Raw genomic sequence first — 13,171 nt, 5'->3', positions numbered from 1 at the left:
AGAAATACTTAATTAAGAGCCACGTTTGCAGTAGCATTGGCTATTCTCGCTTACAGTGGTCATCTTTAATTCAGTCCAGACACTTTTCAATCTACAACACTGTTGGCTGACGCTAATGAGCAAGCGAGTTGATCCGGCTTTACTTCTGACCCTCTTGATTACAACTGGTTTGATTGTAGGTGGCATCAGTCTTCTAAACAGGCTTTCACCGGGACTAATCCCCGGTTCGGCAGGACAGTCCAATTCAGCGGGTGATAGCCGTTGGGAATCGACCCGCGGTTCAACGCAACTGACTATTCTAGGGGACACCTTCAGCGGATACAGCACCTTTCGTCACAGCACTTTTCAAGATGCCTTGAAAGAAACCGGCTTAACGCTGAATTATGAGGATGAATTTGACCAGGCAGCACGGGCTGAGCGGTTAAATCAGGGTGAGGCAGATCTAATCGTGACCACCCTAGATCAATTTCTTCAGCAACAGCCTCAGGGACAAATCGTAGGATTGATCGATCGCACCGTCGGCGCAGATGCAGTTGTCTTGAATACGAAACAATACCCCAACTTAAAGTCACTGCTAGATTTAAACCAACTCGTGCAGCAAGCGCGATCGCAAGGTAAACGCTTGGGAATTGCCTTTGCAGGGGATACCCCAAGTGAATATTTGTCGCTAGTACTGGATACCAAGTTTGAAGCGTTTAACCTGTCGGACTTTGAAGTGATTCGCGTTGCCGATGCCTCAGAAGCGTGGGAACTGATGCAAGCCCCAGCAGGTTCATCTGATGTGGATGTGGCGATCGCTGTGATTTGGGAGCCTTATGTGACCCAGGCACGGCAGCAAGGCTACACCGTTGTTCTATCGAGTCAAGATGCACCAGGGGCGATCGTCGATGTTTTAGTTGCGTCAGATCGGTTGATTCAATCTCAACCGGGGCTGCTCTCAGAATTGCTGGAAGCATACTATCGCCGTATTGATGCAAATGTGCGCGATTCAGCGCAACTGCAAGCTCAAATTGCTGAAGATGGCGGGTTATCGTCTACTGATGCGGTTTCTGTGCTTCAGGGCATTGAATTTTTCACCGCCACCGAGGCTCAAGCCTGGTTCAACGATGGTACCCTGGAGCGTCGCATTGGTTCTACAGCCGCAGTGCTGACATTGGCGGGACGGTTGGACCAAGTGCCCCAAAACTCCACTGCCCTATTCAGTTCAGAATTTATCACTAGAGCAGCCACCAATACACAAACTTTGATTGAATTAGTGCGGGCAGATAATCCAGAACTAGCAGAGCGACTGGCAGGTCGAGAGAGCGCTGTGGGGGTGACTACTGCTCTAGAAAACAGCCAGATTCAAGCTGCTCCCGACATTGGCAATCTAGAAGTTAAGGGGGACGTTGGCTTTGGTGTTGGCTCGGCTCAGTTGACCGCCACAGGGCAGCAAACCCTAAATCAACTGGCGCAAGAAATTCAGGAGTTTAACACCCAAACGGTGGCAGTGCGGGTGATTGGACACACCTCTCAAACAGGAGCCGCCAGCCTTAACCAAACCCTCAGTCAGCAACGGGCGCAGGTGGTGGTCGATTATCTGCGGAATCGGGGTGTACAGAACAATATTGTGGCAGAAGGCAAAGGGTTTAGCCAACCACTATCTGGTATTGCTCCAACAGATGCACGCAACCAACGGACTGAGATTCGTCTCGTTCGCGTCAATTGAATTAAGGGACATTCCCATTCACCTATGCTTGCTCATCCCATAGCTGTATTCATACAGGGTAGAACTTGCTGCGCTACGATTCGCTGAGCTGATAGTGAGTACAGCGATCGCACGGACCACTCGGATTGACTGCACAGCGCAGCAGTTCCGATCGCGCATTGTAGGTACAGGTTGGATCACCGATCACCCAGTGGCCATCGACTAGACTTTTCTCGACGGGCGAATGTGTCTTTTGAACACAGAGGGTGATTTTGTGCAGCCGATAGCGGCCCGATTTCAGCAAATAGCGGTGTTTGCGCTCTAAAACCAGATAGGTTTGCCCTTCCACCTCCAGGTAGGCACCAGGTTGAGGGTTCCAGTCTAGATAGAGATGCCCCAGAGTAGAGCGGGTATCGCTCAGAATGACCTCTGTCGGCAGCAGCGAATTTAACTCCATAGCAATCGAGCGCAATCAACGAGTGACCAAACATCTTATCAAATTAAACAAAAGGGAAAGGAAAAGGGCATCTTTCTTGCCTTTTCCCTTCCCTTGAAGTCGTCCCAATTTTAGTTGGTTCTTGTTCAAATATTCTTTAAGAAGTCGTGCGGAATAAAACTTCTCAAAGAATATTTAGAGCGTGATGAGGGGCGATCGCTCCTCATCACCTACTACGCCAGTGCAGCCTGACGCTCTTTAGCTTCCTTGATTACCTCTTCTGCCACATTGCTGGGGCAAGGCGCATAGTGGGAGAACTCCATTGAGAACTGTCCACGTCCAGAGGTCATCGTCCGCAGGTCGCCAATGTAGCCAAACATTTCGCTCAGCGGCACGTCTGCCTTAATCCGCGCTCCCATTGGGTTAGTGTCTTGGGACTTGATCATGCCTCGGCGGCGGTTGAGGTCACCAATCACGTCACCCATGTGGCTATCTGGTGTGAATACGTCCACCTTCATGATCGGCTCAAGCAGTTGAGGACCAGCTTTGGGCAAAGACTGACGATAAGCAGCCCGTGCCGCAATCTCAAACGCCATTGCTGACGAGTCAACGGGGTGGTAGGCACCATCTGTCAGCGTGATCTTCAAGTCGACGCAGGGGAATCCAGCCAACGGACCCCGATCAATACTGGTTTCAAAGCCCTTTTGAATAGCGGGCAAGTATTCTCTGGGTACGTTTCCACCCGTCACCTTCGACTCAAACACAAAGCCAGTACCCGCCTCACCTGGCTCGATCACATAGTCGATCTTGCCATACTGACCCGAACCGCCTGACTGCTTCTTGTGGGTGTAGCTGTCTTCTAGGCGCTTCGTAATGGATTCGCGATAAGCCACTTGAGGCTTACCGACTTCCACTTCTACACCGTGCGTCCGCTTGAGAATGTCAACCTTGATGTCGAGATGCAGTTCGCCCATGCCTTTGAGGATGGTTTCGCCGCTCTCTTCATCAGTTTCGACGTGGAAAGAGGGATCTTCTTGCACCATTTTGCTCAGTGCCATGCCCATCTTCTCGTCGCCTCCCTTCTTCTTCGGCTTCACCGCAACGGAGATTACCGGTTCGGGAAAGACCATCGGTTCCAGGGTGGCAGGTTTCTTAGGATCGCAGAGCGTGTGTCCGGTCTGGACGTTCTTCATGCCCACGATCGCCACAATGTCACCCGCCTGAGCCGAATCAATCTCCTCACGGGAGTTGGCGTGCATTTCTACCAGACGACCAATTCGCTCGGTTTTACCTGTAGCAGTGTTGAGTACCGTGTCACCCTTAGACAAGGTACCGGAGTAGAGGCGGGTGAAGGTCAGGGCACCAAAGCGATCGTCCATGATCTTGAAGGCTAACGCCCGTAGCGGACGGTTGGGATCAACGATCGCAAATTCACCCGTTTCATGTCCTTCCAGGTCAACCTCTGGCTGAGGCTTAACTTCGGTGGGATCAGGCAGGTAGTCCACAACTGCATCTAAAACCAACTGCACCCCTTTGTTTTTGAAGGAGGAGCCGCAGTAGGTGGGGAAGAAGGCGAGGTCGCGGGTGCCCTTGCGGATACAGCGCTTGATCGTGTCAATATCCGGCTCGTTTCCTTCCAGATATTGCTCCATCACGTCATCGTCATGCTCAACCGCTAGCTCAATCAGCGCTTCACGGTAAGACTCAACCTGGTCAACCATGTCAGCGGGAACTTCTTTGATCTGGTAGTTAAGCGGATCGCTGGAGTCATCCCAGATCCAGGCTTTACGGGTGAGCAGATCAACCATGCCTGTGAATTGGTCTTCAACACCAATCGGCAGCACCATTACCAGCGGCTTGGCTGCAAGCACGCTTTCGACTTGCTTCACCACTCGGTAAAAGTCAGCGCCCGTACGGTCAAGCTTATTGATGTAGATGATTCGAGCGACTTTGGAATCGTTGGCATAGCGCCAGTTTGTTTCAGACTGGGGTTCAACGCCGCCAGAGCCGCAGAACACACCAACGCCACCGTCAAGAACCTTGAGCGAACGATAGACCTCAATGGTGAAATCGACGTGACCAGGGGTGTCGATAATGTTGAGCTGGTGGTCTTTCCAAAAGCAGCTTGTGGCAGCGGACTGGATCGTGATTCCGCGCTCTTGCTCTTGCTCCATGAAGTCCGTGGTCGCCGCACCTTCATGAACTTCACCAATTTTGTGAATTTTCCCAGTTAGTTTGAGAATTCTTTCGGTGGTGGTCGTCTTGCCCGCATCTACGTGAGCGAAGATGCCAATATTGCGATAACGAGACAGGTCTTTCATAATTGCTCTACAGATAGGTTCTACAAACCAGTGACAATCACTCGCAAGTGGCACTCAAGGGGAACAGCGTTGCCTTCATAGCAGCACGGACGGATCCCACCACCTGGAGGTTGAGAATCTAGCGATTCTCGTGGCGACTATACTAATTGTTAATAATTTTAAAATACTTTTGCGACGTATAGGAAATTTGGTCGGTCGTAAGTGCCACACTCTCAAGGTGCGGTCGCTATGAGACGAGCGCTTCGCCAGCTTTGCCAAGCATTTCGCGCCCGTGTGGTTCAGAGAGATTGGTCAGGTCAGGACCAGAAGGAATAATTCCGCCTGGATTTAACGGAAACAAATTGCCATAGTAGTCTCGCTTGATGCTTTTCTGGTCACAGATGTCAGCTACGCCAGGAAGCTGATAGAGATCGCGCAGGTACGCACCCAGATTCTTGTAGTCTTGAATCCTACGGCGGTTGCACTTGAACAATCCGTAGTATGCCACATCAAAGCGAAATAGGGTGGTAAACAGGCGAACGTCAGCCAGCGTAGGGCGATCACCACACAAATAGCGATTCTTTTCCAGGATAGCGTCGATTTCGTCAAGTGTGGTGAAAAGCTGTTCGCAGGCAGCGTTATAGGCTTCCTGGGTTTGGGCGAAACCGCAGCGGTAAACACCATTGTTAACCGAGTGGTAGATTTTCTCGTTCCACTCGTCGATTTTTTCCTTTAAGTCTTCGGGGTAGAGGTCGAGGGTGGGGTGATGGGCGATCGCATTAAATTCTGAGTTCAGCATCACAATGATGTCGGCACTCTCGTTGTTCACAATGGTTTGCGTCTGCGTGTCCCAGAGAACTGGAACGGTACTGCGACCGCTATAGCCTGGTTCCCCTAGCTGGTACAGATCAACCAGGGTGCGAATTTCTGCTTCGGGTTGATCGAGTGCCCAGCCGCTATCGAGTGGCGAGACAATGGAAACAGCAATCGCATCCTCAAGCCCCTTCAAAGCACGAACGACTAGAGTCCGATGCGCCCAGGGACAGCTCATGCCTACATAGAGGCGATAGCGACCTGCTTCTGGCTGATACGGATTCTTCTCCTCAGTGCTGATGAAGTTGCGGAACTGGCTGCTGGGACGGATGTACTCCCCCGATTTGCTGCGCGGAGCGAGGTTTGACATCATCACCCGCCACATGGTCGTCCAGACAAATTTGCCTAGTCGAATGATTAGCGTCGGCGGCAAAGACTTACCTTTTCGCTTGGCTTTAGGTTTTTCAGGATTAGAGGGTGTTTGAGTCACATCTGTAGCCTTGTGTAGAGCAGTTGCGCTTTACTCGTTCCCAGGTTCCACCTGGAAATGCTTTTGGAGTAGCTCTGCCACTTAATTGCAGAAGGCAGAGCCTCTAACTCTACATTTCAGGGCAGAGCCTTGAAACGAGTTTTGACATGCTAGGTTTTGGAATTGAAATATCTTTCCTTGATCTTAGCGATTATGCGCTGTGTGCGTAATTTTGTTAGTCGTAACGGAGTCAACGCTTGAATGTTAGATGAATACTGATCTTTGTAATCAAAGAAATAATTAATGTCACTCAGAATGCGCTCAAGTCGTTGAACGATATTTTCGGTGCGATATTCTGCAAAAAATTGTTCAGACAGATTAATGGGTGCTGAATTGTGAACCACTTTTAGAATGCGCTGAATATCAAATTCTTTAGAATATCCGGCGATTTTGTAACAGTTGAATCCCGGATCGAGGTAGTCTGATAAGCCGCTGTTGACACTGGAGAAGACTTGGCAACCGCAAGCGATCGCCTCCATTGGCTGTAGCCCAAATCCTTCACTCACACCCTGCATTGCCCAATATTCTGCCGAGTCATACAGGTAAACTTTGGCGCAATTGAATAAGCCTGCCAGATCTTCAACGTAAGAATTGACAACACAGACATTACAATGCTGCTGCAAAGCCGGTACTAATTCTTTGAGCAAATATTCTGACGATTTTCGCGCCTGGACTAATACGTCAATATCTCGCTCTAAACTCAGATTTTGGAACTCATCAGAGATTTGGTTGGGTAGGTAATAGATTAAAGCGTGGGGCGATCGCTGTCCCCAATAGCCCATCGTATTACGACTAACTGTAATAATTGGGACGCTGGACGGTAGCTTGAACCCATACTCGGCACTGTGAGCGTGATAGACCACGTTGTAGGGCTTTAATCTAGCGGCAAGTTTAGGAACATCAAACCCCCAGCTAATCACAAAAATTACATCTTCTCCCCGTTTCTGAAGGACATCATCCAGAAACAGTGTCTCTTTTTCTCGTTGACGGTACGTGACGACCTCAGCCGGACAAACCTGCTGTGCCAAACGCAACGTTTTTAACTCTGCCCACAGCCCGCCACAGGCAAACTTACCAGCCGTTCCAGGAACCAAGAAATAAAGTTTTCTCACAACACTACCAGCTTCACCATCCCTATTTTGCCTCTAAGGAGATGGCTGAGGAAGAAATTGCGTTGATGAAATTCAAGTAGGATGTGTTGGAGCCGCGTTACGCGTTGTGGGCTGTGGGTTGATGCGTTACCTCTACCGCTTAACGCATCCTACCTGGCTGACTGACAAATCTTTTGATGTAGGTTGGGTGAAACAACGTGCAACCCAACACTCACCCAGATTCCGTTGGGTTACGCATTCGCTTCACCCAACCTACGATATGTCCCTAGTTATCGCCTAGTCCATCAAGCGAGAAGTGGTCAGGGAAATATCTGCATACTCCCAAGCCTGCTCAAGCCGTTCCTGTGTGGTCTGGGCTTCTGCGGTTTTGCCTTGAGCCTGTAAGCTCTGAGTCAAGCCGTAAAGCGACCAGCCATTCTCAGGATAAATTGCTAGATCTTCTCGGTAGGTTTGTTCTGCTTCGGCTGGGCGACCTGCTTGCAGCAGTACAGCTCCTAGCGTTTGCCGAACTGGGGAATACCAGGGTGACGGTTCATCATAGCTAAGTTGGTCTTCCAGGGTGACACCCGTTTGCAGGTGGGCGATCGCCTCTTCAAAATCTCCCTGTTTCGCTGCCAGTTCACCCGCTAACACCTCACTAGCAATTTGCAGCAGGTGAGAAGTGCTGTTGATATCCCAGATGGTGACTCCTTCTAAAGCGGGACTGGTGGCGATCGCTCTCACAGCTTCCAGTTCCTCCGTTGCGGCTTGCAACTCACCTTTTGCGGTGTACGCCATGCCTCGCGCAAAATGCCACACCCCTGTCGGATACACCAGATCTTCTGCTGGAGCAGGCTGCGCTAAGATCTCATCCCACATGCCAAATTTAACGTAGGTGTAAAGCGGAATGGTGGAGTAATGCTGCAAGGTGCCAAAGCCTGCTTCCCGAATCAGTGATTGGTTAACCAGTGCAGCCGTCTGGTGAGCGGCTTGGAGTGCGTTCTGTTGTTGTCCTGACATGGTTGCCGCATACCAGCCAAAGTGTTCGTTGTGCGGCATGTAAGCAATTGGATAAGTTCCTTCAGGGTTATGCTGACGAGCGTATTCAGCATCGGCGGCTGCGGCTTGGCGGTTTGCCACCACGGCATCGTTATAGCGCCCCACCCGCAGGTAAATGTGTCCAGGCATGTGAATCAAATGTCCGGTGTTGATGCGAAGCAACCGCAGGCGATCGGCTGCGGTTGCTGCCAAATCAGGACGTTTAGCCTCAACTGCATGAATGTAAAGGTGAATCGCACCTACATGATAAGGATTGCGGCTTAAGACCGATTCTAAAGTTGTGATGATCTCAGCCCCCTCTGGTCTGGGTTCTCCATTTTCTTGCCAATAGTCCCAAGGAACAGTGTCCATCAAGGCTTCGGCAAACAGGGTGGCAGCATCCAGATCATCGGGATATTGTTGAGTAACTTGTCGCATCGCATTGGCATACGCAAGATCTAGTTCACTGCGATCTGCGACTGGCTCGGGGGTGTAGCGTGTTGCCAGTGCTGAAATGTATGCTCTTTCTTGATCACTTGCGTGTTCGCTGAGGGCAATCGCCCTCTGAATTGCTTCCCAAGCTGTAGGAACTGCGCCATCTTCCATTGCGGCATTGATGTTTGGTCCTAAAACATACGCCATTCCCCAGTGACATATTGCACAGGTTGGGTCGAGTTCAGCAGCCTGTTGAAAAGCTCGAAGAGCCTCAGCGTGGTTGAATCCATAGGCTAAAATCAATCCTTGGTCAAAGTAGCGCTGCACCTGTGGGTTAGATGTAGAAATGGGATGACTATAGTTACCCAAATCGTCAAACAAAGGAACCGTTGCTTCTGTGGAAGTTGCAACCTGTTCAATTGATTCTGCCTGATGCTGGTCAGATGTGTGAGCTAATGCCAGTTTAGAATGACCAGCTAATTCCACCGCTGCCAATAAGGTTAGTGCAAGCAGGGTTGGATAAGGGTTAAAGCTGTAGCTCATTTGCATGTCCTCCAATTGAGTAAGAAGTTAGAACAAAGACCTTTAGTTAAGGGAAAAGCGGTTGAAACGATGCCGCGTTGCGTTGCTCTGCACGGTAGCGCAAGTATTGCGGCTCCGCCTCGTGAGAGGAGGTAGAGCCTCCAGAACGCATTCCGGAGCTTCGCTTTGGAACGAGAGTGTTGGAGTTATTTTGACTCGCTGCTTTTGAGTTTGGTAAAGAGAAATGTCCAGCGTGTTGTCTTTGAATTGGTATAACGTTTTGCCTTGCTGTTGAGGGACAGATTGAAGGCGATCGCTTGGATTATAGACAAACGCATCGGTAAACTCATTTTCAAGTATCTTTAGCTCACCTAGTGTTGCATTGGTCAACAGGTCAAGGTCAATTAGCCGAAAGGAGATACCACATGTCAGCACAACGGTCAGCAAAATCTTTAGGCTCTGCATTAATGGGCGATCGTTTCTCACCATGAGAGTTACCTCAAAACATTGATAGAGTTCAAGCCGTGTGATCAACCTGGCTTGCTATCCAAAACTCACTTCATTAAAAACTGATTGCTAGTAGCGCTTTTCTATCCAGATTAAAGCGTCCTGCTCAGAGTCAAAGTAATGATGCTTAGTGGTTATTGGATCGTAAATTTCAAGTACCGTAGGTTGGGTGAAGCAAAGCGTGACCCAACAAAACCCATGCGATTGCGCTTCTGGGTAACAAATTCAACCTCTCAAACGTTCTCATAAATAAAATCTAGAGCAACATTGCAATTTGATTGGCATGAAAAAGTCAGAAAAGGTTAGAAGCTGCAATCGTTGATACAGATTTTTCTGAAGGTAGGGCGATCGCACTTTATCTTCCGATCCGCTTATACCTCTGCACTGCAATACAATGCTTCTGCATTGATGACATTAACAATGTAATGACTAACAATGCTTCTGTAGGGCAACACCATGCTTCTGTAGCGACGGCATTAACAATGTGATGGCTAACAATGCTTCTGCATCGCGATACAGTTCCACTGCATCAGCTTACAGAGACACTAGATTTGATCTGTTGTTCAGGTTGTCTTTGAGCCTGCTGTATCTGTAGTGGCTGAGTCGAAAGTGGCTGAGTCAAAGAACTGGCTGTAGCAGCTACGGCAAATTGACTGAGATCAAAGACGAGTGAATCCTGACGAGGACGGGAAAATCGTGCTGCGATCGCACATAGTTTGCACATAAAAGTAGTCCTCCAAACTTATATCTGAACAGGAGCAGTCATTAACAAAATGTCACCCGCGTGATGAATCAGCCTCACTTGCGAATAATGTAATAGTCATTCTGGAAATCGTGCGCCAGTCGTTTAATTTCAACCTGCTTAAACCCAGCATTGACAAGCAGTTTCAGTGCTTTTTCTTGCCCCCACATTGCCCCTAACCCCATACCACCATAGGCAAGGGAAACCGTCATGCAGTGCATACAGGAAATGGTATAGAGCAGTGGTGCAACAGGATGATCCAGGTTGCCGCCTACATCGGTTGTGGCATGAATGTCTTGCATCAGGTAAACACCATCAGGACGCAACGCACTGTGAATGTTCTTTAATACAACATCGGGTTTAGCCTGATCGTGAACGGCATCAAAGGTGGTGATGAAATCGTAGCGATCGCTCTCTGTCAAAGTCGCTGCATCTCTTACCTGAAACTGGACATTGTGAAGCTTCCGCAGTTGGGCTTCTTGATTGGCAGAGGCGATCGCTTCTGCTGAGAAGTCATACCCCGTAAATCGGCTATTTGGAAAAGCCTCTGCTAACTTGGTGAGTGCCCGCCCGCTGCCGCAACCCACATCTAATACATCAATACCCTGTTGCAAAGCTTCTATGAGTCTAGGAATCAGGGGTAACACATGGTCAAACAGTGCAGATACAGTCGTTTGCCCGCTATCTTCTGCCATTACTGCATGGAAGCGCTTGAATTCTGAGTAGGGAACACCACCACCTTTGTAGAAACAATCAACAATCTGATCTTCTACCGTTCCTAAGAGTGAAATGTATTGAGCAAAGGGAGCAATGTTATCGGAAGCGGCTGCTCGGGTTAGAAAAGCGGCGTGTTCTGCGGGCAAAGTGTAGGTTTTGGCAATCGGGTCGTAGTCTACTAAACGACCTGTAACCATTGTACCGAGCCATTCCCGCACGTAGCGTTCGTGAAGTCCGGCAGCATCAGCAATTTGTTGACTGGTGGAGGGCGGCAGTTCTGCCATTGTGTTAAACAGCTCGGTGCGGTGTCCGATTGAAGTCATCAGGGCAATCGCGCCGCTGTTGAGAATGCCTAACAGGCGATCGGCAAAAGCTTCAGCTTTGGTTGTGTCAAAGGTTTGAGTCGAAAAAGTTTGAGTCGTCATGGTCGATTCCTCGGCTAACAATTCTTGATGCGGCTTTGCATCTGAATTTAAGTTAGCGATCGCAGCGTTCCCAAACCGTTCCTAAACCGTTCCTGGTTCGAAAGGCTTCACTAGAAGCAACCGCAATTGCCTAGACTAGAAATGATTAACATCTAAACTAGAGTAACCCCTGGAAAATTGTATTTTACTTATGGCTATCAATCCCGATCTCGTTCAGCCTCAATGGCCTTCTCATTTGAGAGTCACAATTCTTGTGGAATCTCTGATATCGGGGAAAGTAGCCGCCTCTATTTTTGAATTTCCGACCTGTCGAGTTGAAGCAGATACTAAAGAAATCGCGATTGCTCAACTACAGTCCAACTTTTTAGAGCAACTTCAGCACACTGAGGCTATTCCTTGGAATGTGCCAATTCCTAGTACAGAACCCACTTGGGCGCAGTTTGCGGGTATCTTTCAAAACGATCTGGATTTTCAAGCAATTATGGAGACAATTCGCGCTGAGCGGCTTTCGGAGGATGACTCTGAAGTTGATCCTGCTTACTATCAGTAAAGGCGGTCTCCATGGCTCGATACATTTTGGATACCGACCATATTTCACTCATCCTTTGCAATCACCCTCAAGTTACTGCGATCGCTGCTCAAGAACAAATTGCCATAACAGTTATCACAGTTCAAGAGCTCTTCAATGGCTGGGTTGTGAGAATTAACGATCCGTCCCAGATCAACAATTTACCTGCACTCTACTCAAAACTTTGGACAACCGTGAGGTATTTTCAAACCGTTGAGGTATTGAACTTTACAACAGCAGCGGATAATTGTCTCAAACACCTCCTGAAAGAGAATCCTCCCCTGCGGAAAAACCGTCTGCAAAAAGATGTACGGATTGCAGCCATTGCACTATCTTTGAATGCTACAGTCGTTACTCGTAACCAACGGGATTTTGGACAGGTACCTGCAATTAAGCTTGCCGACTGGACACAGTCAGATTGAAGCATTCCAGAGCTGTAGACGTGTTCAGTACCATTCCCCTTACGGCTTTAAGACTTCAGCAAACCAAGTGCGATCGCCAGAAATTCCTAATTTGTCAGCTACTGTCTGAATTGAACCGATGTCAGATGCATTGAGTTCATAAATTACTCTGGTGCGATCGCGTGATAGATAAGATTGCAGCCATTCAATTCCATATTCTGCACAGTAGTGTCACCACAATAGGATAATGCTGCGATCGCATCACTTGCCCCCAGTTCTGCCATTGCCAGGTAGGTCAAACAGTTGCATTCGCGCCCGTGGTCTTGCTCAACTTGTGCCTGTCGCCATGCCTGCTGTAGCAAGGTTCGTGCCATCTCATAGCGACCATTGTGGAGATGCGAGCCTGAGCATCGGTTGAGTCTGTCCACAGATAAAAAGCAATGCGCTGACGTGACTGAGGCGTATGATGATGCAAAATTAGGTACGCCAACAAGGCTGATCATCACAAGTTAAGGAGAATTCTCCCAGAAGCTTGGCTTGCAAGAGAGACATACTATTCTTTTGCTACCTAAAAGGCCGCAGTCTTAGTATTGATGAGGTAAACCTCAGCCACATCATTTACACTAACCTGAACTGGCGCGTAACTTCCATCTCCTAAAAAATTATTCAAACATAGCGGTTCTTGCTTGAGTGGAATACAGAGCACTAGCCTACGACAACCTGGTCGTAGAACTCGTTAGAATATCTCGGATTTGAGCATGGGTTAAACTGCGGTTTGCACTTAGCATCAGCGCAACGACACCCGCCACATGGGGAGTTGCCATTGAGGTGCCACTTAAGAAGTTATCCCTCTTTCATCACTCTAGGCGGAGTAAAATAAGAGTGAGTTTCTCCAAAGTTAGATAGGGCAATGGTTACACCCCGCCAAGCCGTTAGTACAGTCACGTTCATCGACAACTA

At 48.9% G+C, this 13,171-nt stretch carries 13 protein-coding genes; 3 read left to right on the top strand and 10 right to left on the bottom strand.

Annotated elements, in window-relative coordinates; all coding sequences use genetic code 11:
- Positions 1-115 precede the first annotated feature (115 nt).
- The gene (locus tag H6G00_RS12285) at positions 116-1,708 is read left to right on the top strand and encodes a phosphate ABC transporter substrate-binding/OmpA family protein (protein ID WP_190796943.1); all 1,593 of its coding nucleotides are present in this window, start codon (positions 116-118) and stop codon (positions 1,706-1,708) included.
- A 73-nt stretch (positions 1,709-1,781) separates the two neighbouring features.
- On the opposite strand, the gene H6G00_RS12280 is transcribed toward H6G00_RS12285, so the two are convergent.
- The 8 genes from H6G00_RS12280 to H6G00_RS12245 all read right to left on the bottom strand — a co-directional run bounded on the left by H6G00_RS12280 (position 1,782) and on the right by H6G00_RS12245 (position 11,242).
- On the bottom strand, positions 1,782-2,144 hold the full coding sequence (locus H6G00_RS12280; protein WP_190796942.1) for a DUF6464 family protein: 363 nt from the start codon (positions 2,142-2,144) through the stop codon (positions 1,782-1,784).
- A 212-nt stretch (positions 2,145-2,356) separates the two neighbouring features.
- Entirely contained in the window at positions 2,357-4,444 is a 2,088-nt protein-coding gene (gene fusA, locus H6G00_RS12275) for an elongation factor G (protein WP_190645685.1), read from the bottom strand.
- 226 nt (positions 4,445-4,670) lie between these two features.
- Entirely contained in the window at positions 4,671-5,726 is a 1,056-nt protein-coding gene (locus H6G00_RS12270; protein WP_347278175.1) for a glutathione S-transferase family protein, read from the bottom strand.
- Positions 5,727-5,875: 149 nt separating this feature from the next.
- Entirely contained in the window at positions 5,876-6,877 is a 1,002-nt protein-coding gene (locus H6G00_RS12265) for a glycosyltransferase (RefSeq protein ID WP_190796941.1), read from the bottom strand.
- A 276-nt stretch (positions 6,878-7,153) separates the two neighbouring features.
- The gene (locus H6G00_RS12260; RefSeq protein WP_190796940.1) at positions 7,154-8,872 is read right to left on the bottom strand and encodes a tetratricopeptide repeat protein; all 1,719 of its coding nucleotides are present in this window, start codon (positions 8,870-8,872) and stop codon (positions 7,154-7,156) included.
- A 42-nt stretch (positions 8,873-8,914) separates the two neighbouring features.
- On the bottom strand, positions 8,915-9,340 hold the full coding sequence (locus H6G00_RS12255) for a hypothetical protein (RefSeq protein WP_190796939.1): 426 nt from the start codon (positions 9,338-9,340) through the stop codon (positions 8,915-8,917).
- Between the two features lie 547 nt (positions 9,341-9,887).
- Positions 9,888-10,082 (bottom strand): hypothetical protein, encoded by a 195-nt coding sequence (locus H6G00_RS12250; protein WP_190796938.1) that lies wholly within the window; start codon positions 10,080-10,082, stop codon positions 9,888-9,890.
- Between the two features lie 74 nt (positions 10,083-10,156).
- The gene (locus H6G00_RS12245; RefSeq protein WP_190796937.1) at positions 10,157-11,242 is read right to left on the bottom strand and encodes a class I SAM-dependent methyltransferase; all 1,086 of its coding nucleotides are present in this window, start codon (positions 11,240-11,242) and stop codon (positions 10,157-10,159) included.
- A gap of 190 nt (positions 11,243-11,432) precedes the next feature.
- On the opposite strand from H6G00_RS12245, the gene H6G00_RS12240 reads away from it, so the two are divergent.
- Positions 11,433-11,792: a hypothetical protein gene (locus tag H6G00_RS12240; RefSeq protein WP_190796936.1), complete on the top strand. Its 360-nt coding sequence runs from the start codon at positions 11,433-11,435 to the stop codon at positions 11,790-11,792.
- Positions 11,793-11,803: 11 nt separating this feature from the next.
- Positions 11,804-12,232 carry a type II toxin-antitoxin system VapC family toxin gene (locus H6G00_RS12235; RefSeq protein WP_190796935.1) on the top strand — a complete coding sequence of 143 codons (429 nt, stop codon included), beginning with the start codon at positions 11,804-11,806 and terminating at the stop codon, positions 12,230-12,232.
- A 143-nt stretch (positions 12,233-12,375) separates the two neighbouring features.
- On the opposite strand, the gene H6G00_RS12230 is transcribed toward H6G00_RS12235, so the two are convergent.
- Both H6G00_RS12230 and H6G00_RS12225 read right to left on the bottom strand, forming a co-directional pair.
- Entirely contained in the window at positions 12,376-12,585 is a 210-nt protein-coding gene (locus H6G00_RS12230) for a hypothetical protein (RefSeq protein ID WP_190796934.1), read from the bottom strand.
- A 336-nt stretch (positions 12,586-12,921) separates the two neighbouring features.
- Positions 12,922-13,035: a S8 family serine peptidase gene (locus H6G00_RS12225; RefSeq protein ID WP_347278174.1), complete on the bottom strand. Its 114-nt coding sequence runs from the start codon at positions 13,033-13,035 to the stop codon at positions 12,922-12,924.
- Between the last annotated feature and the right edge of the window lie 136 nt (positions 13,036-13,171).

It is taken from the genome of Leptolyngbya sp. FACHB-541 (assembly GCF_014695875.1).
In the GTDB taxonomy this organism is placed as follows: Bacteria; Cyanobacteriota; Cyanobacteriia; order Elainellales; family Elainellaceae; genus JAAUTN01.
Note: the sequence above shows the minus strand (reverse complement) of the source record. Positions and strands in the feature narration are given on the sequence as shown.